Annotated in this window: 22 protein-coding genes; 10 read left to right on the top strand and 12 right to left on the bottom strand. The window is 66.5% G+C overall.

Going from position 1 to position 22,132, the window contains the following annotated elements; translation table 11 throughout:
- Nucleotides 1-25 precede the first annotated feature (25 nt).
- The gene (locus tag LO787_RS24590; protein WP_232493583.1) at nucleotides 26-928 is read left to right on the top strand and encodes a retroviral-like aspartic protease family protein; all 903 of its coding nucleotides are present in this window, start codon (nucleotides 26-28) and stop codon (nucleotides 926-928) included.
- 76 nt (nucleotides 929-1,004) lie between these two features.
- Nucleotides 1,005-2,825 (top strand): ABCB family ABC transporter ATP-binding protein/permease, encoded by a 1,821-nt coding sequence (locus LO787_RS24585; RefSeq protein ID WP_232493582.1) that lies wholly within the window; start codon nucleotides 1,005-1,007, stop codon nucleotides 2,823-2,825.
- 124 nt (nucleotides 2,826-2,949) lie between these two features.
- Here the strand turns inward: LO787_RS24585 and LO787_RS24580 are convergent, their stop codons facing one another.
- From LO787_RS24580 to LO787_RS24555, 6 genes are all read right to left on the bottom strand, one after another.
- Nucleotides 2,950-3,270, bottom strand: coding sequence for a hypothetical protein (locus tag LO787_RS24580; RefSeq protein WP_232493581.1), 321 nt, complete (start codon nucleotides 3,268-3,270; stop codon nucleotides 2,950-2,952).
- A 408-nt stretch (nucleotides 3,271-3,678) separates the two neighbouring features.
- Nucleotides 3,679-3,879 carry a DUF1737 domain-containing protein gene (locus tag LO787_RS24575; RefSeq protein WP_232493580.1) on the bottom strand — a complete coding sequence of 67 codons (201 nt, stop codon included), beginning with the start codon at nucleotides 3,877-3,879 and terminating at the stop codon, nucleotides 3,679-3,681.
- A gap of 63 nt (nucleotides 3,880-3,942) precedes the next feature.
- A complete protein-coding gene (locus LO787_RS24570; RefSeq protein WP_232493579.1) occupies nucleotides 3,943-4,341 on the bottom strand; it encodes a GFA family protein in 399 nt (132 codons plus the stop codon).
- 109 nt (nucleotides 4,342-4,450) lie between these two features.
- Entirely contained in the window at nucleotides 4,451-5,749 is a 1,299-nt protein-coding gene (gene hslU, locus LO787_RS24565; RefSeq protein WP_232493578.1) for an ATP-dependent protease ATPase subunit HslU, read from the bottom strand.
- Between the two features lie 11 nt (nucleotides 5,750-5,760).
- The gene (gene hslV / locus LO787_RS24560; RefSeq protein WP_232493577.1) at nucleotides 5,761-6,351 is read right to left on the bottom strand and encodes an ATP-dependent protease subunit HslV; all 591 of its coding nucleotides are present in this window, start codon (nucleotides 6,349-6,351) and stop codon (nucleotides 5,761-5,763) included.
- A 42-nt stretch (nucleotides 6,352-6,393) separates the two neighbouring features.
- Nucleotides 6,394-6,882: an outer membrane protein assembly factor BamE gene (locus tag LO787_RS24555; protein WP_232493576.1), complete on the bottom strand. Its 489-nt coding sequence runs from the start codon at nucleotides 6,880-6,882 to the stop codon at nucleotides 6,394-6,396.
- Nucleotides 6,883-7,064: 182 nt separating this feature from the next.
- On the opposite strand from LO787_RS24555, the gene LO787_RS24550 reads away from it, so the two are divergent.
- Nucleotides 7,065-7,592 (top strand): ubiquinol-cytochrome C chaperone family protein, encoded by a 528-nt coding sequence (locus tag LO787_RS24550; protein WP_232493575.1) that lies wholly within the window; start codon nucleotides 7,065-7,067, stop codon nucleotides 7,590-7,592.
- Nucleotides 7,589-8,116 (top strand): YceD family protein, encoded by a 528-nt coding sequence (locus LO787_RS24545; RefSeq protein ID WP_232493574.1) that lies wholly within the window; start codon nucleotides 7,589-7,591, stop codon nucleotides 8,114-8,116. The genes LO787_RS24550 and LO787_RS24545 overlap by 4 nt, the downstream gene beginning before the upstream one ends.
- A 40-nt stretch (nucleotides 8,117-8,156) precedes the next feature.
- Here the strand turns inward: LO787_RS24545 and ssb are convergent, their stop codons facing one another.
- The 5 genes from ssb to LO787_RS24520 all read right to left on the bottom strand — a co-directional run bounded on the left by ssb (nucleotide 8,157) and on the right by LO787_RS24520 (nucleotide 12,689).
- Nucleotides 8,157-8,753 (bottom strand): single-stranded DNA-binding protein, encoded by a 597-nt coding sequence (gene ssb / locus LO787_RS24540; RefSeq protein ID WP_232493573.1) that lies wholly within the window; start codon nucleotides 8,751-8,753, stop codon nucleotides 8,157-8,159.
- 187 nt (nucleotides 8,754-8,940) lie between these two features.
- Nucleotides 8,941-10,785: a ferrous iron transporter B gene (gene feoB / locus LO787_RS24535; protein ID WP_232493572.1), complete on the bottom strand. Its 1,845-nt coding sequence runs from the start codon at nucleotides 10,783-10,785 to the stop codon at nucleotides 8,941-8,943.
- Complete coding sequence (locus LO787_RS24530) at nucleotides 10,782-11,021, bottom strand: FeoA family protein (protein WP_232493571.1); 240 nt, start codon at nucleotides 11,019-11,021, stop codon at nucleotides 10,782-10,784. The genes feoB and LO787_RS24530 overlap by 4 nt, the downstream gene beginning before the upstream one ends.
- Before the next feature lie 340 nt (nucleotides 11,022-11,361).
- Complete coding sequence (locus LO787_RS24525; RefSeq protein WP_232493570.1) at nucleotides 11,362-12,033, bottom strand: COQ9 family protein; 672 nt, start codon at nucleotides 12,031-12,033, stop codon at nucleotides 11,362-11,364.
- An 11-nt stretch (nucleotides 12,034-12,044) separates the two neighbouring features.
- Nucleotides 12,045-12,689 carry an ankyrin repeat domain-containing protein gene (locus LO787_RS24520; RefSeq protein WP_232493569.1) on the bottom strand — a complete coding sequence of 215 codons (645 nt, stop codon included), beginning with the start codon at nucleotides 12,687-12,689 and terminating at the stop codon, nucleotides 12,045-12,047.
- 75 nt (nucleotides 12,690-12,764) lie between these two features.
- Here LO787_RS24520 and LO787_RS24515 point away from each other — a divergent pair, with 75 nt between their 5' ends.
- Genes LO787_RS24515 through LO787_RS24490 form a run of 6 tightly spaced genes read left to right on the top strand, consistent with a single transcriptional unit; the run spans nucleotide 12,765 to nucleotide 16,754 of the window.
- Nucleotides 12,765-13,379, top strand: coding sequence for an SCO family protein (locus LO787_RS24515; RefSeq protein ID WP_420847775.1), 615 nt, complete (start codon nucleotides 12,765-12,767; stop codon nucleotides 13,377-13,379).
- 7 nt (nucleotides 13,380-13,386) lie between these two features.
- Nucleotides 13,387-13,899, top strand: a complete 513-nt coding sequence (locus tag LO787_RS24510) for a YcgN family cysteine cluster protein (protein WP_232493567.1) — start codon at nucleotides 13,387-13,389, stop codon at nucleotides 13,897-13,899.
- A 5-nt stretch (nucleotides 13,900-13,904) separates the two neighbouring features.
- On the top strand, nucleotides 13,905-14,630 hold the full coding sequence (locus LO787_RS24505) for a M48 family metallopeptidase (protein WP_232493566.1): 726 nt from the start codon (nucleotides 13,905-13,907) through the stop codon (nucleotides 14,628-14,630).
- A gap of 32 nt (nucleotides 14,631-14,662) precedes the next feature.
- Nucleotides 14,663-15,148: a hypothetical protein gene (locus tag LO787_RS24500; protein ID WP_232493565.1), complete on the top strand. Its 486-nt coding sequence runs from the start codon at nucleotides 14,663-14,665 to the stop codon at nucleotides 15,146-15,148.
- A 10-nt stretch (nucleotides 15,149-15,158) separates the two neighbouring features.
- Nucleotides 15,159-16,133, top strand: a complete 975-nt coding sequence (gene ribD / locus LO787_RS24495) for a bifunctional diaminohydroxyphosphoribosylaminopyrimidine deaminase/5-amino-6-(5-phosphoribosylamino)uracil reductase RibD (protein ID WP_232493564.1) — start codon at nucleotides 15,159-15,161, stop codon at nucleotides 16,131-16,133.
- Between the two features lie 3 nt (nucleotides 16,134-16,136).
- Nucleotides 16,137-16,754: a riboflavin synthase gene (locus tag LO787_RS24490; protein ID WP_232493563.1), complete on the top strand. Its 618-nt coding sequence runs from the start codon at nucleotides 16,137-16,139 to the stop codon at nucleotides 16,752-16,754.
- Nucleotides 16,755-16,802: 48 nt separating this feature from the next.
- Here the strand turns inward: LO787_RS24490 and LO787_RS24485 are convergent, their stop codons facing one another.
- A complete protein-coding gene (locus LO787_RS24485; RefSeq protein WP_232493562.1) occupies nucleotides 16,803-21,857 on the bottom strand; it encodes an autotransporter domain-containing protein in 5,055 nt (1,684 codons plus the stop codon).
- Between the last annotated feature and the right edge of the window lie 275 nt (nucleotides 21,858-22,132).

The raw sequence follows: 22,132 nt of genomic DNA, 5'->3' as shown, positions 1-22,132 counted from the left end.
GCGTTGACCGTGCCGGGAGGATGCGATGTCTGGAATGAGCATGGCGCTGGCGATGCTGATCGCCAATCCGGTTATCCTCGGTGCGACGCCCACGCCGCCCTCCTCTGCCGTCGAATCCGGCGATACCGTACAAGGTGCGACTGATACCTACGCACGGATGACCGTCGACGTCGCAGTTCATGGCATAGGGCCATACCGCTTCCTCATCGACACCGGATCGCAGCGCACCGTGGTCTCGACGGCACTGGCCGGAACCCTGGGGCTCACTCAGGGTCCGCAAGTGCGCGTCGTCGGCATCGCCGGTGCTGGTGACGTCGCTACGGCGCAAGTCGACAGCATCGCCATCGGCCCGCGCGCCTTTTACGACCTGACCGTGCCGCTGCTGGAGCGCGCCAATATCGGCGCGGACGGCATCCTCGGCACTGACAGCCTGCAGCACCAGCGCGTCGTGCTCGATTTCGTGCGCGATACGATCCGGATCGGTGATCCGGCACAGACCGGCGGGAGCGGCGGATACGAGATCGTCGTGCGCGCCAAGCAGCGCTCGGGTCGGCTGATCCTCACCGATGCGCTGGTCGATGGCGTGCGCATCGACGTGGTGATAGACACCGGCGCGAGCGGCACGGTCGGCAACCGCGCGCTTCAGGAGGCGCTGTCGCGCAAGCATCGGCAAGCCTTGCTGAAAGGCTCTCTCTCGAGCGTGACCGGCCATGAGCTTCCGGTCGACCTCGGTCTTGCCGGGAAGCTGGAACTGGGCGGGGCCGGGCTCACCAACGTCGTGATCGCCTATGCCGATGCGCCTGCATTCCGCGAACTGAAGCTCGACAAGCGGCCCGCCGTGTTCCTGGGGATGCGCGAACTGCGCGCGTTCAAGCGCGTGGCGATCGACTTCTCGAGCCGGAAAGTTCTGTTCGATCTCGTCAAGTGATCGCGGCCCCGGACTTCGCGCCTTGCCGGGACGATTGCCGGATTGTTTCGTGCGCGCCATTGCCTAAATAGCGCCGATGCCTCCCGATACTGCCGTCAGAGACCCGAATGCCCGCCACGATGGCTGGCGCACGCTGCTTCGCTTCCTTCCCTACCTGTGGCCGCGCGACAATCCCGCGCTGCGCTGGCGGATCGTGTGGGCCTGCGTGTTCATCGTGCTCTCGACCGCGACCCAGCTGGTCCTGCCCTATCTGATGAAGTGGGCGGTCGACCTCATGGGTTCGACCGGTCCGAAGCTGGTGCAGCTGGCGATGCTGATGGTGCTTGGCTACTCCGCCGGGCGCCTCGCGCAGACCGCGTTCGACAACCTGCGCAACATTGTGTTCGAGAAAGTCGGGCAGGACGCGACGCGCCAGCTGGCGGAGAACGTGTTCGGCCAGTTGCACCGCCTGTCGCTGCGGTTCCACCTTGCGCGGCGCACCGGCGAAGTCACCAAGACGATCGAGCGCGGCACCAAGAGCATCGACACGATGCTCTACTTCATGCTGTTCAACATCGCGCCGACGGTGCTGCAGCTCGCCGTGGTGGCGGTGATCTTCTACGTCAATTTCGGGCCCGGCCTGGTGATCGCGACCGCAGTTGCCATCGCCGCCTACATCTGGGTCACGCGCGTCATCACCGAATGGCGCACCAAACTGCGTGAGCAGATGAACCGGCTCGACGGGCAGGCGCTCGCCCGCGCGGTGGATTCGCTGCTGAACTACGAGACGGTGAAGTACTTCTCTGCCGAAAAGCGGGAGGAGGAACGCTACGCGCAGGCGACGCGCGCCTATGCCGTCGCCGCCGTGAAGAGCGAGAATTCGCTCGGCCTCCTGAACATCGTGCAGGGCGTGGTCATCAACCTGCTGATGGCGGGCGCGCTGGCGTGGACGGTCTACGGCTGGTGGCGCGGGAACTACACGGCGGGCGAACTGGTCTTCGTGCAGACGTACCTGACGCAGCTGTTCCGCCCGCTCGATATGCTGGGCATGGTCTATCGCACGATCCGGCAGGGCCTGATCGACATGGCGGAGATGTTCCGCCTGCTCGACACCGCCGTCGAAGTGCCCGACGCCCCCGGCGCTCCGGCGCTCGTCATCCGCCAGCCTTCCATCGTCTTCGACGACGTGGTGTTCGGCTACGAGCCCGACCGCACGATCCTGCACGGCCTGTCGTTTGAGGTTCCGGCGGGACAGGCCTTCGCCATCGTCGGCCCCTCCGGCGCGGGCAAGTCCACCATCGCGCGGTTGCTCTATCGTTTCTACGATCCGCTTTCGGGGCGCATCCTGATCGACGGGCAGGACATCCGGCAGGTCACGCAGGGCTCGCTGCGCGGCGCCATTGGCATCGTCCCGCAGGATTCGGTGCTGTTCAACGATACCATCGGCTACAATATCGGCTATGGCCGCGACGGCGCCACGACCGAAGAGATCGAGGCGGCGGCGCGCGGCGCGGCGCTGATGGGACTGGTCGACCGGCTGCCGCAGGGCTTCGAAACCGAAGTGGGCGAGCGCGGGCTCAAGCTCTCCGGCGGCGAGAAGCAGCGCGTCGCCATCGCCCGCACGCTGGTCAAGAACCCGCCGATCCTGATCCTCGACGAAGCGACCAGCGCGCTCGACACCCGGACCGAGCAGGACATCCTCGCTACCCTGCATCGCGTGGCCGAACATCGCACTTCGCTGTCGATCGCGCACCGGCTGTCCACCATCGCCGATGCCGACCGCATTCTGGTTCTCAACGAAGGTCGGCTTGCCGAGAGCGGGAGCCACGCCGAATTGCTGCGCCGTGACGGCCTTTATGCCGAGATGTGGATGCGTCAGGCGGCCGAAGCGGAGGCGATGAACGAGGCGGCGGAGTGATTCGTACCGCTGGATTCTACCTACATCGTCATTGCGAGTGTAGCGAAGCAATCCACGGTCGGCCTGTGTCGCTGGATTGCTTCGCTACGCTCGCAATGACGACACGAGGAACCCCAATCTGACCTCAATAACCCGACGCCTTGCAGAGTTCTTCCAGCTTCTGGACCTGCGGGTGATCCTCGCCGTACTGGCGACGATAGATCGGACGGTTTTCACAAGCCTGCTTCTGGTATTCCGGCGTGCCGGGTGCGGGGCGACCTTCGGATGCCTGCGGTGCCGGATCGGCTACCCTTTCCCGCTGGCGGCGCGCTTCGGCATCCATGCGCGAGCGGTAGAACACGCCCTCGGCAGCCTGACCGGGCGAGATGAGCGGGATGATGTCCTGCGCCACGGCAGGTGTGGCGAAGAGCGCCAAGGCCAGGGGGGCGACCGTCTTGCGGACCATGTCGTTCTCCGAAAAGCGTCGGGCGGATTTCGTTTCCCGAGCATCGCGATATGGTCGGAGCGGGCAACCGCAAAGCCCGCGGACCGTGCCGCAATCACGGTGAACCCATGGCCTCGACACCACGGAACCTATTGAAGAGCCGTCAGTTCTTCGACGCAAGGTTCACAGGGAAGACGATTCGATGAGGCCATGTTTCGCGAGCATCGGCGCACTTGCACTGGCGGCGGCGCCACTGGCCGCCATCCCGCTCGTCGTACCCACCACGCCCGCGCAGGCGGAAGACACCCGGCAGGCCGAAACGCTTCAACCTGAAACAACCGTGATATCTGCGGACAAAGCGCGGCCTGGTCGCTGAGCATCCTTTTCGTCATTGCGAGCGTAACGAAGCAATGACGAAGTGAAGCCGGATCACTTCACGACATCAGCCTCGTGCCAGACGACGGCCTGTGCCGCCTTCATGCAGTTTTCCGCCGTATCCCATGACAGCGACGGCGAACCGTAGAGCCGCCAGCCCTGTGCCAGAGCCTCCGACACGCGCTCGCAGAAGGCGCGGTCGTCCGCACCGGTGAGCAGGCGATACACGGGGCGATCTTCAGGCGTCTGGTACATCTTCGGCATCTCTCTCCAAGCGAGGAGAAATGCCTAGCCGCTCCTTAGAAGCTGGCAAGCCCCTTAGCCCGGATAGCGCGCGAATTCCGGCAGGCTGCCGGTCGTTTCCATCCAGCCAACCCGTTCCGCCACCTGGATATGCGCCTGCGGTTGCAGCGCATCTGGATCGTCGAGCGTGGCGACCTGGATATCGACCAGTCCGGGGAGCACATCCTCGTTGACGTAGTAGAGACCTGTTCCGCAGGTCGGGCAGAAGTGCCGGAACGCCGCGCCGCTGGAGTTGTACGCCGTGGCCATCCCTGCCGTCAGCGTGAAGTCCGGTGTCGCGAAAGCCGCCCATGCCACCACCGGCGCCCCCGCCGACTTGCGGCAATCACTGCAATGACACAACGCGACATGCTGCGGTTCACCTTGGACACTGTAGCGCACCGCGCCGCACTGGCATCCACCCTCTAGGCTCATGGCGATTCTCCTTCGCCATCGAAGCTACCCATTTCAACGGAACATTCAAGGAACAAAAAGGGCGCGAACCGAAGTCAGCGCCCTTCCCGTTTCCCGTCCGATCCGCCGATCAGAGGATATACTTCGACAGATCCGCGTTGCCCGCCAACCCTTCGAGCTTGGTGCGCACGTAGGCCTCGTCGATGGTCACCGTCTCGCCCTTGCGGTCCTCGGCCTCGAAGCTGAGTTCCTCGAGCAGCTTTTCCATCACCGTCTGCAGGCGGCGGGCGCCGATGTTCTCGACCGTCTCGTTCACCAGCGCGGCGATGCGGGCGATCTCCCCGATGGCGTCCGACGTGACCTCGACCGTGACCTGCTCGGTGCCGAGCAGCGCCTTGTACTGGGCGATGAGGTTGGCGCGCGTCTCCGACAGGATGCGCACGAAATCCTCCTCGGTCAGCGCCTTCAGCTCGACGCGGATCGGCAGGCGGCCCTGAAGTTCGGGCAGCATGTCACTCGGCTTGGCGACGTGGAAGGCGCCGCTGGCGATGAACAGGACATGGTCCGTCTTCATCGGACCGTACTTGGTGGCGACCGTCGTACCCTCGATCAGCGGCAGCAGGTCGCGCTGCACGCCCTCGCGGGACACCGAGCCGCCGCGCACGTCCGACACCGCGATCTTGTCGATCTCGTCAAGGAAGACGATGCCGTTGTGCTCCGCATTGGCCAGCGCGACGCGGGCGACATCGTCCTGGTCCATGCGCTTTTCCGACTCCTCGTCGACCAGCTTGTCCCAGGCGTCGGGCACCTTCATCTTGCGGCGCTTCATGCGCTGCCCGCCGAGCTTGCCCATGATGTCGCCGAGGTTGATCATGCCGACCGAACCGCCCATGCCCGGGATCTCCATCGGGCCGGAGGGGCTGTCCTCCACCTCGATCTCCACCTCGGTCTCGTTCATGGCGTTCTCGGTGATGCGCTGGTGGAAGGCCGCGCGCGTCGCTTCCGAGGCGCCCTCGCCCACCAGGGCGTTGAGCAGGCGATCCATCGCCGCCTTGCTAGCGGCCTCGCGCACCGACTCGCGGCGGCGGTCCTTCTCCAGCCGGATCGCTTCCTCGACCAGATCGCGGGCGATCTGCTCGACGTCGCGGCCGACATAGCCCACTTCGGTGAACTTGGTGGCTTCCACCTTCACGAAGGGCGCATCGGCCAGCTTGGCCAGACGGCGGCTGATCTCGGTCTTGCCGCAGCCCGTCGGCCCGATCATCAGGATGTTCTTGGGCGTCACCTCGTCACGCAGGTCGGCGTCGAGGCGCTGGCGGCGCCAGCGGTTGCGCAGCGCCACGGCCACGGCCTTCTTGGCGTCCGTCTGGCCGACGATGTGCGCGTCGAGGGCGGCGACGATCGCCTTGGGGGTCAGGTTGTCGTTCATATGTGTTCCGGTCAGACGGTCTCGACCGTCACGCGGTCGTTGGTGAATACGCAGATGTCGGCGGCGACCTGCATGGCCTTGCGCGCGATGGTTTCGGCGTCGCTTTCATAAGCGTCGATCGCGCGGGCTGCGGCGAGGGCGTAGTTGCCGCCCGAGCCGATAGCCGTGATCTGGCTGTCGCCGCCTGATGATCCGGCTGCAGCGCCCTCGGGCTCCAGCACGTCGCCGTTGCCGGTCAGCACCAGCAGCGTGTCCGCATCGGCCACGATCATCAGCGCTTCGAGATTACGCAGGTACTTGTCAGTGCGCCAGTCCTTGGCGAGTTCGACGGCCGCGCGCATCAGCTGGCCCCGATACTGCTCCAGCTTGCGTTCGAGCCGCTCGAAGAGGGTGAAGGCATCAGCCGTTGCGCCCGCGAAGCCGGCGATGACCTTGCCGCCCTCACCGATGCGCCGGACCTTGCGGGCGTTCGGCTTCATCACCGTATTGCCCATGGAAACCTGGCCGTCACCGGCGATGACGGTCTTGCCGCCCTTTCGCACGCCGATGATGGTCGTTCCGTGCCACTGGATAAGGCCGTGGCTCGCCCCGTCGTTGTTCATGAGCGCGGATATATGCCGCTGTCCGCGCGGTTCAAGAACCGATCAGCTGCCGTTCGGACCCGGGCCGGTCGGAGCCTGGCCCATGCCGCCAGCGCCCACAGCGCCGATGTTGCCGAACAGGTCTTCGAGCAGGCCGCGCTTGCGACCCAGCGTCGGGGTGCTGTGGCCGTCCGGATCGATCCGCGCCACCTGCTCGATGCCGCGCTTGTCGACGCCGACCACGTTGTTGGCCGCATCGAAGCGCACGCGCAGGATCGTCTGCTCGTCCGTGCGGGGCTTGCGGAAGGGCGGGGCCTTCACGGTCTGCGAGACGTAGTACCAGTCCTTCTGGCCGAACTGGCTTTCGAAGGTCGGGCGGCCCAGCGTCTTTTCCACCGACATGCGGTTGTCGATGCCGGGCTGGACCGAATCGAGCAGCGCCTGGTCGATCAGGTAACCGCGATGGTCGCGGATCGACGAGCAGCCGCCGACCAGAGTCGCCACTGCCAGCGCGAAGCCTGCTGCCGCGACCTTGAGACCCACCTTGCGCATTTCAACACTCCAAACCGCAGGAACGGAAGCAACGGCCATTGCCAGCCACGTCCATACCCATATATCGCCGGATGGCCTTACGGCCCCACAAGCGCCCGCGCAATGGGCGTTGCGGTGTGCCGCTTGAATTGCCCCTGAACGGATTCCTTAAGGATACCCTCGTAGAAAGGTTTGCCGCCATAGTGTCCCTGATTTCCCGCCTCCTCGGCAAAGGCACAGATTCCCGCGATGCCGTGCGGCCGCTCTGGCATCGCGTGGTGGAGATCGCGCGCGAGAAGCCATGGTATGCCGAATGCGGCGTCGCCGACACCGTCCCTGGCCGCTTCGACGCGGTGACGCTGGTGATGGCAGTGGTCATGCTGCGCGTCGAGCGCGACAAGGCCGTGGACGACACGCTCATAAATCCCTCGGTGCGGCTGACCGAGCTGTTCGTGGACGACATGGACGGGCAACTGCGCCAGTCGGGCGTGGGGGATCTCGTCGTCGGCAAGCGGATGGGCAAGCTCATGAGCGTGCTCGGTGGCAGGATCGGCGCTCTGCGCGAAGGGCTGGCAGGCGACGACGCGGCGCTGGCGGCGGCGCTGGAGCGCAACGTCACGCTGGTCGAAGGGGCCGACACCGCCCGCCTCGCGGCTCGCGTGCGCACGCTTCATGCGCAGGTCGATGCGCTTTCCAACGAAGAACTGCTTTCTGCCAGGATCGAACGATGAACCCTGAATTTTCCCGCCTGCTCGATGTCCGCCAGGTCGAGGGCAAGCATGTCTCCCTCACCCCTAACGAGGCGGAGCGCGCGGCGCTGGCAGCGCGTTTCGGGCTGGTGCGGATCGACACGCTCTCCGCCGAACTGGACCTGACGACGAAGGACCGGGCGGACGGCTTCCAGGTGGAGGCGCGGGGCACCCTCAAGGCCGAGATCGTGCAGCCCTGCGCGGTGTCGGCGGAGGATATCCCGGTATCGATCGACGAGCCGGTCTACGTCCGCTTCGTACCGCAGAGCACCGCCTATGCGCCCGATGAAGAGATCGAGCTGACCGCCGACGAGCTGGACGAGATCGAGTACGAAGGCACGCACTTCGACCTTGGCGAAGCGGTGGCGCAGAGCCTGGCGCTGGCAATCGACCCGTTCCTGACGGGGCCCGATGCCGAAGCGGCCCGGAAGGCGGCGGGCATCGGTGCGCCTGAGGATCAGGGGCCGTTCGCCGCGCTCAAGGGATTGAAGCTGGGGAAGGACTGAGCGCCCGAAGGCGCTCAGAGTATCAGGGGGCGCGGCGCGCTCAGAACGGGATGTCGTCGTCCAGATCGTCGCCGTAGCCGCCGCCCGAACCGCCGGAAGAGCTGCCCGAGGATGAGCCGCCGGTGCGGCCCCATTCGCTGCCGCCGGACGAGGAGCCGCCGCCCCATTCATCACCGCCGCGCGAACCGCCGCCGGAGCGCTGACCACCGCCGAAGCCGCCTCCCGAGGAACCACCCTCGTTCCAGCCGCCACCGCCGCTGCGCTGGCCACCACCGCCGCCACCCGGCGCGCCGTCGAGCATGGTCAGCACGCCGCCGACGCCGCCGACCGAGACTTCGGTGGTGTAGCGGTCGTTGCCGTTCTGGTCCTGCCACTTGCGGGTGCGCAACTGGCCTTCGATGTAGACCTTGGAACCCTTGCGCAGGAAGCGCTCGGCCACGCCGACGAGGCCGTCGGACTGGAGCACGACCGAGTGCCACTCGGTCCGTTCCTTGCGCTCGCCGGTGGCGCGGTCCTTCCAGCTTTCCGATGTCGCGATGCGCAGGTTGGCGATGCGGCCGCCGTTCTGGAACGACTTGACCTCGGGGTCGGCCCCCAGGTTGCCGACGATGATGACCTTGTTGACGCTGCCTGCCATGCGGGAATCGCTTTCCTTCGAATTTCGGCGTCCGGGTTAGCCTAAGCGCGGCGCTGGATGCGAGTCCGGCTGACCGCCTTTTCGACAATTCTAACCGTCATTGCGAGCGTAGCGAAGCAATCCAGCGTCGCAGGCCTTAGATTGCTTCGCTACGCTCGCAATGACGAGATAGGGAAGGACCGGCGTGTCAGAGCCCCGCCGCGATCGCGATCCAGTACGTCGCACCGGCGGCGATGTAGGCGAGGCCGAAGAGATAGGCGAGCATGAACGTCGGCCACTTCCAGCCGTTCGTCTCGCGCCGCGTCACCGCGATCGTCGACATGCACTGCGGCGCGAAGACGAACCACGCGAGGAAGGCCAGCGCCATCGGCAGCGTCCAGCGCGCCTTGAGCTTGTCGCCCAGTTCCAGCGCCTGCTCGTCCTCGTCGTCGCCCGCATCGACAGCATAGGTGGTCGCCAGCGAGGCGACCGCGACTTCGCGCGCGGCCATCGCCGGGATCAGCGCGAGCGCCATGTCGCGATTGAAGCCGATCGGTTCCACCACGTAGGCGAGGCCGTTCGCCACCTTGCCCGCGATCGATGCATCGACCTGGCTTTGGCCGGGTTCGGCCTTGGGGAAGTTCAGGACCACCCAGAGCACGACCGTGACCATGAAGATGATCGTGCCCGCACGGCGCAGGAAGATCCACGCACGCTGCCAAAGGCCGATCGCCATGTCCTTGAGGCGGGGCATCTGGTACTTGGGAAGTTCCATGATGAAGCCCGACGCCGCGCCCTTCGTCACCGAAAGGCGCAGGATCAGCGCCACGAGCACGGCGCCGACGATGCCGAACAGGAACAGCGCGAACAGGACGAGACCCTGCAGGCCAATTCCCCAGCCAACCGTGGTGTTCGGGATGAAGGCGCCGATGATGACGGTATAGACGGGCATCCGGGCCGAGCAGGTCATCATCGGCGCGATCAGGATCGTCGTCAGCCGGTCCTTGGGATCGGTGATCGAACGGGTCGCCATGATGCCCGGAATGGCGCAGGCGAAGCTGGAGAGCAGCGGGATGAAGCTGCGGCCGGACAGCCCGACAAGGGCCATCAGCCGGTCCATCAGGAACGCCGCGCGCGCCATGTAGCCCGAAGCCTCCAGCGCCAGGATAAAGGCGAAGAGGATGACGATCTGCGGCAGGAACACCACCACCGCACCGACACCGGCGATGACGCCTTCCGTCAGCATGTCGCGCAGCAGGCTCTTGGGCAGCGCCGCCTGCACCGCGTCGTGCAGCCCGCTGACTCCGGCATCCAGTGCATCGGCGAAGGGCGTCGCCCAGGCGAAGACCGCCTGGAACACCACGAAGAGGATGGCCGCCATGATGACGAAACCGAGCCAGGGGTGCAGCAGCACCTTGTCCAGCTTGGCATGAAGGCGATGGCGCTTCGATTCCGACAGGATTGCGGCGTCGGCCATGGCATGCGCAGCAACGCGGCGCTCGGTCGGGCCGATGTCGGTGAGGCCCGGCCCCGCGTGGCGCTCACCGGCATTGGCGATAGCCTCGCCCAGTTCGGCAAGGCCGCGGCGGCGCACGGCGACGGTCGGGATGACCGGGACGCCCAGTTCCTCGGCCAGCACGGCGGCGTCGAGCACCAGTCCGTCCCGCTCGGCAAGGTCGACCATGTTGAGCGCGACGACCGTGGGCTTGCCCAGCGCCAGCAGTTCCTGCGCGAAGACGAGATGCTGTTCGAGGTTCGATGCGTCGAGCACCACGACCAGCACGTCCGGCGCGGCTTCGCCGGGGAAATGCCCGGCGATGACCTTGGCGGTCACTTCCTCGTCCGGGCTCGTCGGGTCGAGGCCGTAGGCGCCGGGAAGGTCGGTCATCTCCACCGGCTCGCCGGTCGGCAGCACGAAGCGGCCCGACTTGCGCTCCACGGTGACGCCCGGATAATTGGCGATCTTCTGGCGCGCGCCGGTCAGCGCGTTGAACAGCGCGCTCTTGCCCGCGTTCGGGTTGCCGACGAGCGCGACTTTGCGTTGGCGGCTCACAGTTCCTCGACCTCCATGGCGCTTGCATGGGCCCGACGCACCGCAACCGTCATGCGTCCGACGGTGATCGCGATGGGATCGTGCCCGCCGAGGATGCCACGATGCGACACCGATATCTTCGCGCCCTGCTCCAGCCCCAGCGCACGAAGCCTGCGCGCCTCTTCCGGAACGAGTACGGACCAGTCCACGGCGACGATTCGCGCGCTCCGGCCAATGGGAAGCTTGTCGAGAGTCATTGCGGCCCGGTGCCAGATAACATCCTTAATTGCAACTGGATCGCAATAGGGGAAGCGCTGGATTTCTGCGGGGGCAAGGTTTTGACATATGCGCAGAAGCGAGAGTGCCCTTGAATCGTCATTGCGAGCGTAGCGAAGCAATCCAGCGTTGCGGGCCGACCGTGGATTGCTTAGCTACGCTCGCAATGACGAAGCATGGGTGGCTAATTCCTCCCCGAGCTTGTCTCGGGGAGGGGGACCGCCGCCGCAGGCGGTGGTGGAGGGGGAGAAGGCGCGCAATTCCCCCTCCGTCAGCCCTGCGGGCTGCCACCTCCCCGAGCAAGCTCGGGGAGGAATTGGTTTACCGTGCCGGGTAGCGCATGCGGCCAAGCAGGCGCGTCACGCTGAAGCGCTCGTCGGGCTTACGCAGCAATTGCGCCTTGGCCTTCTCAAACCGCATGATCCCGGCGATCCGCCGGTCAAGGAAGGCGCGGGTCTCGGCCTTGTCCTCGCTGGTGTCGCGCGCGAAGGCGTGGAGCGTCGCGGCATAGATGCCGCCGAGGATCGCGCGCTTGGTGTAGTGGTTGTAGTCGGTCGCGGTATCGCCCGCGAGGCGCCACATCCTGTCCGCGCTGCGCCAGCCCAGCCGCGTCGAGGCCGCCACGTTCTGCGGCATCGCCATGATAGTGAGCGCGCGCAGCAGCGCTTCCTCACGCCCGGCGACGGCATCGAGCCGCGCCCAGACGAGGCGGCGGATACGTTCGCGAATGGAGAGGTTGGACAGTGCGCCCACCCTGCCCTCCGACGCGCCCACCGACGCATTCATGGTCGCATCGACATGGCCGATCCATGCGGAGATCATCGCCATCGCCCCGTCGCGGAAGGCATAGGCGGCAAGCGCGGGATCGACGCCCGCCGAAGCCGCGGCGGAAGCCACCGCGTCCGCCGTCCAGCCATCGAACACGGCGGCATCGGCGATCAGCGGGGCCAGTTGCAGCCGCAGTTCGTCGAGCGATTCAGCCTGCTGGGTCATTGCGCGCGCCTTCAGAACGTCGGGCCGTAGACGGGCTTGGCATTCTTGCCGGCACCCTTCTTGGCATAAGTGTTGATGACGTTCGCGAGATTGGCACCGCCACCCTCGATCTTGGCGTAGTCGCGCGCACTACGGCCCGAATTGTCCGAACGGTCCGGGTTCGCGCCCGCTTCGAGCAGCGCCTTCATGAGCTGCATGTCCTTGCGGTGGACCGCGAAGATCAGGGGCGTCTCGCCCGCGTCGTTCGGCGTGTCGGGCTGCGCCTTCTGGTCGAGCAGAAGCTGCGCGCCTTCACGCCAGCCTAGGTTCACGGCGAGTTCCAGCGCGCTGCGGCCACGGTCGTCGGTGGCGTTGACGTTGGCGCCCTTGGCGATGAGGTAGCTCAGCCAGGTGAGGTCGCGGCGGGCGGTGACGATGTGCAGCGCGCCTTCGCCGGTGGTCACGTCCTTGGCGTTGATGATCTGGGAGGACTTCATGATCGCCTCCTCGACCTTGTCGCCTTCCTTCTTCTTCACCGCTTCAAGGAACTTGTAGCCCTCGGAAAAGTCGGCGCGAGCGGGCGAAGCGACGAGCATTGCCATCGCGAAAGCCGGGATCGCAACCTTGAGGACCGCGCGAGCCAGGTCCGCAACGCCGCGCATCTTGATCTTCAACACCTAGAATGTCCTTCCACCACAGGTCTTTCGCGCGGCCCCGCCACCCGCGCCTTGCATGGAATCGTCTAGCAGGTCATGAGCGATGGCGCCATGACATACCGTTCATTCCGCCACCTCGCCGCGATCATGCTTCTGGCGGGCCTGCCGCTCGCCGCCTGTTCGCAGCAGCCGAGCGCCGAGCGCCCGCCGCTGGAAGGCGCCGCCATCGGCGGGCCGTTCACGCTGATCGACAAGGACGGCAAGTCCGTGACGTGGGACAGCTTCAAGGGCAGCTGGCGCGTGGTCTACTTCGGCTACACCTTCTGCCCGGACGCCTGCCCGCTCGACGTCCAGTCGCTGATGCGCGGCTTCGCGCTGTTCGAGAAGAGCCACGCGGCGCAGGCCGCGAAAGTGCAGCCGATCTTCATCACCATCGACCCCGCGCGCGATACGCCCGAGGTGGTCGGCCAGTGGACCGCCGCGTTCAGCCCGCGCCTGCTCGGCCTGACCGGCTCGCCCGAGCAGGTCGACAAGGCCGCCAAGGCTTTCGCCGCCTATTACAAGAAGGGCGCGGAGACTTCGGGCGGCTACCTCATGGACCACAGCCGCATCGCCTACCTGATGGACCCGGACGGCAAGCCCATCGCGATGCTGCCGATCGACCAGAAGCCCGAGGCGGTCGAGGCCGAACTCGCCAGGTGGGTGAAGTGACGCTAGCGTGACGCGCGAAAAGCCCTTCTGGGAACGCCCCCTCGACCAGCTCAGCCGCACGGAGTGGGAAGCCCTGTGCGATGGCTGCGGCCAGTGCTGCCTGCACAAGGTCGAGGACGAGGACACTGGTGAGATCTATCACACCAACGTCGCCTGCAAGCTGCTCAACCTCAAGACCGCGCAGTGCAGCGACTATGCGAACCGCCGCAGCTTCGTGCCCGACTGCCTGAAGCTGACGCCCGAGACGGCGGGCAAGTACGCCTGGCTGCCGCCAAGCTGCGCCTATCGCCTGCGCGCCGATGGCGATCCCCTGCCCGAATGGCATTACCTGATCAGCGGCAGCCGCGACACGATCCACGAAGCGGGCATATCGGTGGCGGGCAAGGTGATCTCCGAGACGGTGGCGGGGCCGCTCGAACAGCACATCGTCTGGCCCTACGGCGACGAGGACGAGGAGGACTGGGAGGACGACGATGCGTCCGAGCCCTGGGACGTTCCGCCGCCCGGCGGGAAAGGCTGACGGCGGTGCTGGACTGGCTGCGGCGCGATCCCCGGGAAGAGCCCGTCGTCGAAGTATCCGGTCGCGCGCTGCCGGTGGTGATCCGCCGCCTCGAACGCGCCCGCCGCATGACCATGCGCCTTGCCCCAGACGGCAGCGAGGTGCGCATCTCGATCCCGCGCTGGACCCGCAGCGCCGAAGCCCTGACGTTCGCGCAGAGCCGCCGCGACTGGCTGGCCAAGCAACTCGCCGCCCTGCCCGATGCCAGCCCGCTGGCGGACGGCGCAACGATCACGTTCCGGGGCGATGCGCTGGTGGTCCGCCACGACCTTACAGCGCCGCGCCGCCCGGTGGTGGACGACGGCGAACTTCGGCTCGGCGGTCCGCCCGACTCGCTCGCCCCGCGCGTGTTGCGCTGGCTCCAGGCCGAGGCGCGCGACCTCCTCGCCGCCGACCTTGCCGAATATTGCGAGCGCGCCGCCCAACCCTGCCCGCCGCTCGCCCTGTCGAGCGCGCAGCGGCGCTGGGGTTCGTGCTCGCACGAAGGAACGATCCGGATCAACTGGCGGCTCGTCATGGCGCCCGATGCGGTGCGCCGCTCGGTGGTCGCGCATGAGGTCGCGCACCTCGTCCACTTCGATCACTCGCCCGCCTTCCATCACTTCCTCAAGACCATCTTCGAAGGGTCGGTCCATGAGGCCAACAGATGGCTCAAGGCGCACGGTCGGGCGCTCTATGTGCCGTTCGGGTAGCGCTAGGTGCATTTAGGTTCTATCTAGGCGCCATGCTTAAGCGCTCCGGATACTGGAAACACGTCAACCCGACCGGGATGGTCGCGGACTTCAAGATCGTCTGGCAGCAGGCGGGGCACAACCGCTGGCGCATCGCCGCGGTCTCCGCCGCCTGCACGTTCGGCGTGTTCTACCTGATGTTCACGCAGGAAGGCAGCGCCCCGCACCCGCCGCCGAAGGTCACCTGGATCTCCGTCCTCAAGGAACACCGGACGGACGAGGAAATCAGGGCGGAGAACATCGCCAACCAGAAGGCCAAGGAATCCAACGCCCGCGAACTCGCCCGCCGCGACAAGGAAGTGCGCGATCTCTACAAGGCGATCGGCCGCTATTCCGGCATGGACGTGGACAAGATCGCCCGCGAAGCCGAGGCCGAGGAAGCCGCCAAGGCCAAGGCCGACCGTGAACGCGTCGAGGAAACCCTGCGGCGCGGCGGCATCGCCAACCCCACGCTGGCCCCGGCCCCCGACGGACAGTGAGGACCGGCCAGTGAGCGAAGACGCGCGCTGGCTCGCCGCCGCCGCCGCCCTTGCCGCGCGTGCCCGCCCGCTGAGCAGGCCGAATCCGGGTGTCGGCGCGATCATCGTGAAGCATGGCCGCGTGATCGCGCGCGGCTGGACGCAACCCGGCGGTCGGCCCCATGCCGAAGCCGTGGCGCTGGCCTCAGCCGGTGAAGCCGCGAAGGGTGCGACCCTCTACGTCACGCTGGAACCCTGCGCCCACAAGTCCGAGCGCGGCCCCGCCTGCGCCGATCTGGTCAGCGCTTCGGGCCTTGCCCGCGTCGTCGTCGGCTGCATGGACCCCGATCCGCGCACCGCCGGAGCAGGCATTGCCCGCATCCGTGACGCCGGGATAGCCGCCGAATACCTGCCTTCTCCCGCCTGCGCTGCCAGCCTTTCAGGATATCTGATCCGCAGCAGGCTGGGCCGCCCCGAAGTCACGCTGAAACTCGCGCTGTCGCTCGACGGCTGCATCGCGCTGGCGAGTGGGGAGAGCCAGTGGATCACCGGGGCCGAGGCCCGCGCCCACACCCACGCCATGCGTGCCCGCGCCGACGCGATCCTCGTCGGCGCGGGCACGCTGCGCGCCGATGCGCCGCGCCTCGATGCGCGACTTCCGGGTCTTGCCGAGCGCAGCCCGCAGCGCTGGGTGCTGACCCGCGGCGAAGCGCCGGAAGGCTGGCACACCCTGCCCTCGCCGGAAGCGGTGAGCAGCATGGCGGGCGTCCAGTATCTCTTCGTCGAAGGCGGCACGCATGCCGCCGCGGCCTTCCTGGCGGCAGGACTGGTGGACAGGCTGCTGATCTACCGCGCCCCGGTGTTGCTGGGCGGCAGGCCCGCGCTGGGCGACTTCGGCCTTTCCGCTCTCGCACAGGCGCATGGGCACTGGCGCATGGCCGAACGGCGACAGCTTGGCAGCGACACGCTCGAAGTCTACGAGGCGCTCAGCATTCACGAAGGTTAGGCCATGTTCACCGGAATCGTCACCGCCATCGGCACCATCCGCGAAGCCCGTCAGACCGGCGACCTGCACGCGGTCATCGCCTGCCCCTTCGACCCGGCGGGCATCGCCATGGGCGCCTCGATCGCCTGCTCGGGTGTGTGCCTGACCGTGGTGGACAAGGGCGGCGTCGCCGGTGACGCATGGTTCGCGGTCGACATTTCCGCCGAGTCCGTGTCCCGTACCGTCGCCGGGCGCTGGGAGCAGGGCAGCAAGCTCAACCTCGAACCGGCGCTGAAACTGGGCGACGAACTCGGCGGCCACATCGTCACCGGCCATGTCGATGGCGTCGGCACCGTCGCCAGCATCGAGCCGGTGGGTGACTCCCGCCGCTTCACCATCGCCGCGCCGAAGGAACTCGCGCCCTACCTCGCGCCCAAGGGCTCCATCACCGTCGATGGCGTATCGCTGACCGTGAACGAGGTCAGTGACGAGGCCGACGGCACCTGCCGCTTCACCCTCAACATCATCCCCCACACCGCCGAAGTCACCACCATCGGCGCGATGCAGGCGGGCGACGGCGTGAACCTCGAGATCGACGTGCTGGCGCGCTACCTCCAGCGCATGCAGTCGCTGCGCGGCTGAGTTCTGCGGCGGCACCGGGAACCTCCCGATGCCGCCTCAAGCCTTGCGTCAGAACGCGAAGCGGACGCCCGCACGGCCACCGCCGCCGCTGACGTTGTTCCCGAACACCGCGTTGCCCTCGACGAAGCCGCTGACCGGTCCGCTGGACAGGATAGTCACGCCCAGCGCCGCCTGACCGTAGTCCGAAGGGCGCATGCCATCGACGATCTCGGAAAGGCCGCCGCTTGTCAGCGTGACCTTGCCCTCGCCCCTGAACTCGTGAACCCACGCGCCCTTGGCGTAGAACGCCGCGGCCCGGCCAAGCTTTCCGCCGACGCGGGCGCCGATGCGTCCGGTCAGCCCTTCGCCACGACCGAACTCCAGAGCCTGCCCGAAGGGATGGAGGGCACCCAGATCGTCTTTCTGCCACGCCAGCGACGCCTGCGGTTCGATCAGGAAGGCGTCCGTGCCCAGCCGCGCACCTATCTCTCCCTGCATGCCGTAGCCGTCGCCCGTGGTCCTGTCCGACCAGCCGAGCGCGATGCTGCGGGCCCCGATCCAGTGGTGAGAATACTGGCCCAGCAGGTTCGCGTAGAACGCTCCCGAACGTAGCGAGCCGTAGCCGCCAAAGTTGACGGTGTCGAACTTCGCCCGATCGCCGCCCTCGGTGAAGTTCTGGCGTGAACTGACATAACCGGCGCTTACGCCGAAGACGGTGCCGTTGCCACCGTCCGCCTGCGATCCCGCCAGATCGACGCCCATCTGGAAGCCGAAGAAGTCCTGCCGATAATCGAGCGCGTAGTCGTCCCCGTCGATGACAACCGACTGGTCGCGGTCGATCACGCCGCCATAGGCCTGTCCCCACAGGCGTGTGCCGGCGCCGGTGTCGTCGCGCAGGTGCGCCATGTGCCCGGACCACGCCTGTGCAGCCTGATCCCAGATCGCCCGAGCGCCTTCACCCAGCTTGACCGCGCGATGCACCGGAGCACCGGCGCGCCCGGCGAGGCCATACGTTCCAGCCGCGGTATCGTAGGTGAGCGTATAGCGGATCAGGCCGACATCGGGCCGGGCGATGCTGAACGTGTCCGCCGCGCTCTTGCCTTCCACCCGGACCAGAGTGACCGTAGCGAACAGCGTCGCCTCGGATGCCTTGCCGTCGAGCAGGATGGACGTATGTCCCTTGGCGTCGCCTTCCACGACCAGCATGTCGCTCGCCAGCTTGCCGATATCGAGGCCGAGCCGCGCGTTGCCGGACCCGACATAGTCCCCCTCGATCACCAGCTTGTCGCCGACGAATCCGTTGCGCATCTCGATCACGCCGCTGTTCTCGAACAGATCGAGCCCCTTGAACGTGATGGACCCGCCTCCCGTCACGCGCTGGCCCGCGCGTAGCTGGGCCACTTCCGGCGCAACGACGAGCGAACCGCTGTTCGTGAAGACGTCCCGGCCCGAGCCGAAATCGCTGTCGCGCGTGGCGACGAACTGCCCTGCGTTGACGAACACGTCCTGAATCGATGTCAGGCGGACGTTACCCTCGATCACGCCCGTGTTGTTGATAGTGGCGCCGAAAGTGCCCGCAGGCACGCTGGTCGGCTCCCAGTCGGTGACGTTACCGACGAATATCGTGAACTGATCCCCCATGTTGCGGATCAGCCCCGCGTTGTTCACCGTCACACCGCGCTGTGAGCCCAGGATAAGCGCATTACCCTTGCCGATCGCGCCCTCGTACTCATGCCTCCCACCGCCGATCACGGTCACGCCCTTTGCGATGTCAAGCACCGATGCGCCGTAGTCCGAGCCCAGTTCCACCGCGACGTCGTTCCCCGCATCGATATTGCCGGTTAGGGTGAGCCGCATGTCGCCCCGCGCCCGCGCCAGAATGCCGCGCGCGTCGGAGACGACACCCCCATTGACGATCGACACGTTTCCTGCGCCGAGCGCGGAAAGCCCCGCACCCCCGCCCATCGCAGTCAGTTTCCCGGTGCGGATCGTGATGTCCCCTTGATAGTTCAGCGCGGTAACCGCGGTCGATCCCTCCCCCGAAACACTGACCTGCCCGACATCGACCGTCAGCACAGGCGCGCGCTCGGCTGCGCGGAAAGATGCCGCAGGGCGATCGCCGCCGCGCCCCTGCCTGTCGACAACCGCAACGACGCCGCCAGCGTACTTTCCTTCAGCAGTGATCGCCCCGGTCGCGATCACCGAGACATCACCGCCGACACCCTTGGCGCGGATCGCGTTGACGAGATCGCCCCTGGCCGAAACCGCGCCGCTGGTGCGGACGGTCACGGTTGTGCCGGAGGTAGCGCCTCCCACGGCGTAGATGCCATGCGCACCCAGCCCCTGTGTCGCCACGGCACCCGAACTGGAAACCGAGATCGGGCCTTCTCCGAAAGCGAGGACGCCGTAGCTGGCACGGCCGTTCGTCCTGACAGCACCGGAAAGCGCCACGTTCACTCCGCCGGACGCCGCGAACGCCTTCACACCGGCCGAGAAATCACCCTGAGTGGAAACGTCTCCCGCAGTCACTTCGACGTGGCCGTTAAGGGCGCTGGCATAGATCGCCGTCGCGGCAAGACCTTTGGTGGATACCGCCCCACCGGCATGGATGGTTATTCCGCCGTCCTCACCCGGCTCGAACCCGGCAAGAGCCATGATACCGCCGTTGTACTTGCCGGTGGTCGCGATCGCGCCCTTGCTCGTCACCGTGACCTTGCCGTCGATGTCGCGCGCCACCGCCGTGATCGCGGCGCCGGGGCCGTAGAGATCGCCCTGCGACGTGACCGCACCGGTAACGCTGACCACGGCGCTGCCGCCGTCCGCGCGGATCGCGTAGGACACCGGCCCTGCGACGGCTATGTCGTGCGCCACGACCGTTGCCGTACCTCCGGCAATGGCGACGATTCCGTAGAGATGCCCGTAATCGTGCGACGCCTTGATCGATCCGGTGCTCGTCACCGTCACGTCGCCGGCTCCGCTGATGCCGACGATACCGGCCGCTGCGTAGCCGGTGACGTTCAGATCGGTTACGGCGATATCGACGTTGCCCTTGCCGGAACGCGCATAGATGCCCGTGCCGAAGTCGCTGTCGATGTCGACCTTGCTCTGCGTGATGGCGATGGAGCCGTACTGCGTCCGCGCATCGATGCCGTTCGAATAGAGGCTGCCGACCGAGACGGAGCCCTTGCCGTCGATCGTGATATCGCCCGAACTGCGCGCGATGATGCCGCCGCCGAATGCGCCGTCGCTGGCGATGGTGCCGTCGTTGGTGATGGTCAGCCCGGAATCGCCAGACAACGCGGCGATGCCGTAGGAATAGTAGTCGCCGCTGGTGTGGATCGTGCCCTTGTTGACGATCTTCACCTCTTCGCCGACGGCGACAATACCGCTTGAGTAGCTGCCGCTCGTGCTGATGGTCCCATCAACAGTGATGTCGACCATACCCTGCCGCGCCTCGGCGAACACGGCATCGCTGCGACCGCCCTGCGTGGATACGCTACCGGCAGCGATGGTGATGTTGCCGCCGCCCGACACCGCGTAGATGCCGTCGGAGATGTAGCCCTCAGTCGTAATCTCGTCGGCTTCGATAGTGATGTCGCCGTGCGCCGAGAGGGCGTAGATGGCGTCGGCATAATTACCCGAAGTCGCGATCGATCCCGCCTTGATATCCACCTTGCCGACGTCGCCATAGCTCGCGGCAGCGATGCCTGTCCCGCCGAGTCCGCTGGTCGAGACCGAGCCCGCCGTGATGGAAATCCCGCCGGTCCCGCCGTAGCTCACGCCGACGATACCCGCCGACGCCATGCCCGTGGTGCTCACCGCGCCCGCGTCGATCACGACATCGCCATTCCACGAGCGCCCGAACACCGCGTCGGACTGCATCCCCTGAGTCTCCACCGTACCTGCGGTAATGGTGGCGGTCCCGGGCTGGTACACTCCCGCCGTCGCGGCGATTCCGGTAGCGAAATCACCGGTGGTGACGACCTCTCCTGCATCAACGCTGACGTTGTGCCCGGCGCTGGCGACGATGCCGTTCGCCGCCATGCCCTGAGTGCTCACCGTCCCAGCAATCACTGCGGTGTTGCCGCCAAGACTGGAAGCGATGATGCCCGTGCCGTAGAGCCCCCCCGTCTTTATCGAACCCGCATCGACGCGCGTGTCGCCCGAACCCGTCGTCGTGGCGATGACGCCATATGCATAGGCGCCGACCGTCGACAGGCGGTCCACATGGACGCTCGTACTGGCCGAGCCGGAGGCATAGATACCCGCTGCGTAACTGCCGCCCACAGTAATCGTGCCAACGTCCACGGATGCGCTGCCCTGGTCCGAAGTCGCGAAAATGCCGGATGAGCGGTCGTTGTGGACTGAGACCTCGCCTGCCGTGACCGACACGTCCCCAAGCACCGACGCCGCGAAAATGCCGTTGGCGTTGAACCCCTCGGTCTCCGCCTTGCCGACCGAGATGCTGACATTGCCGCTGTAGCCTATAGCAATCACGCCATCCGCATATTCGCCACGCGTCTTCACCGATCCGAGATCGACGTCGATGTTGCCGTTGTAGCCTGTGACTGTCACGCCGTCCGCTTCGTCGCCCCGCGTCGTCACCGATCCGAGATCGACGTCGATATTGCCGGAAACGCTGCCGGCGACGACGCCCAGCGCATGCCCTCCCGACGTGGTGACATCGCCCGCGTGAATGGTGAGGTCGCCCGCCCCGGTGATCCCCGCGATCCCGATCGAGCCGCCTCCGTGCGTGGTGACCGAACTCGCGCCGTCAGCGATGATCGCAGTCGCACCGCCCGAGAAGTTGGTGACGGTGATCCCATTGACGTAGTCATCTCCGGTTTCCAGCGAGAGGCCGTCGCCAAGGCGAACGGTCAGATCGTGCGGAGGCATTTCGTCACCGATCACGTAAGTGACGCCGCCCTCGTAAGCACCGGAGGCTGGGCAGATGACCGTCGTGAGCGTGAGCGGCCCGCATTCCTCGCTCGCCCTGACAGGAGTGCCTGCCAGCAGGAATGCGGCAGCGCCGCCCAGGCAGGTGCCCAGCCGCAACGCCAGGCGTGAAACGGTGAGGTTCGAGGGATTCTTCAGACTGGAACGCGCACGACCGGAATACTGCACAGGATGCTCCTTGCTGCGTGTGCGAGAGCATCGGCGATCCGGCGCGGCTTCGGGCGCTCAACGCGCCTCTAGCGAAGGATCAAACGGCTGCCCCCGTCATTTCGCGCAAACGCCGCCCGGCGTAAAAACCCGTAACTATTCTGTCATGGCGTGAAATATTGTTAACGCCCGACACATGCCGAGACGGCTTTCCGCGCAATATCGCTCTGTCCTCCCGGCAACATCGCGCCGTCCAGTCGCTAAATTGACATGTGCAGGCCGTACCGGGCGACACG

Origin of the sequence: Novosphingobium kaempferiae, from assembly GCF_021227995.1 — a bacterium.
In the GTDB taxonomy this organism is placed as follows: Bacteria; Pseudomonadota; Alphaproteobacteria; order Sphingomonadales; family Sphingomonadaceae; genus Novosphingobium; species Novosphingobium kaempferiae.
Note: the sequence above shows the minus strand (reverse complement) of the source record. Positions and strands in the feature narration are given on the sequence as shown.

Coding starts and splice junctions, on each gene's coding strand:
- LO787_RS24490 (WP_232493563.1), top strand. CDS start 16,137: ATGTTCACCGGAATCGTCACCGCCATCGGCACCATCCGCGAAGCCCGT.
- LO787_RS24590 (WP_232493583.1), top strand. CDS start 26: ATGTCTGGAATGAGCATGGCGCTGGCGATGCTGATCGCCAATCCGGTT.
- LO787_RS24585 (WP_232493582.1), top strand. CDS start 1,005: ATGCCTCCCGATACTGCCGTCAGAGACCCGAATGCCCGCCACGATGGC.
- LO787_RS24570 (WP_232493579.1), bottom strand. CDS start 4,341: ATGAGCCTAGAGGGTGGATGCCAGTGCGGCGCGGTGCGCTACAGTGTC.
- LO787_RS24515 (WP_420847775.1), top strand. CDS start 12,765: ATGAGCGATGGCGCCATGACATACCGTTCATTCCGCCACCTCGCCGCG.
- LO787_RS24580 (WP_232493581.1), bottom strand. CDS start 3,270: ATGGTCCGCAAGACGGTCGCCCCCCTGGCCTTGGCGCTCTTCGCCACA.
- LO787_RS24525 (WP_232493570.1), bottom strand. CDS start 12,033: ATGACCCAGCAGGCTGAATCGCTCGACGAACTGCGGCTGCAACTGGCC.
- LO787_RS24500 (WP_232493565.1), top strand. CDS start 14,663: ATGCTTAAGCGCTCCGGATACTGGAAACACGTCAACCCGACCGGGATG.
- LO787_RS24555 (WP_232493576.1), bottom strand. CDS start 6,882: ATGCGCAAGGTGGGTCTCAAGGTCGCGGCAGCAGGCTTCGCGCTGGCA.
- hslV (WP_232493577.1), bottom strand. CDS start 6,351: ATGAACAACGACGGGGCGAGCCACGGCCTTATCCAGTGGCACGGAACG.
- LO787_RS24575 (WP_232493580.1), bottom strand. CDS start 3,879: ATGTACCAGACGCCTGAAGATCGCCCCGTGTATCGCCTGCTCACCGGT.
- LO787_RS24530 (WP_232493571.1), bottom strand. CDS start 11,021: ATGACTCTCGACAAGCTTCCCATTGGCCGGAGCGCGCGAATCGTCGCC.
- hslU (WP_232493578.1), bottom strand. CDS start 5,749: ATGAACGACAACCTGACCCCCAAGGCGATCGTCGCCGCCCTCGACGCG.
- ssb (WP_232493573.1), bottom strand. CDS start 8,753: ATGGCAGGCAGCGTCAACAAGGTCATCATCGTCGGCAACCTGGGGGCC.
- LO787_RS24545 (WP_232493574.1), top strand. CDS start 7,589: ATGAACCCTGAATTTTCCCGCCTGCTCGATGTCCGCCAGGTCGAGGGC.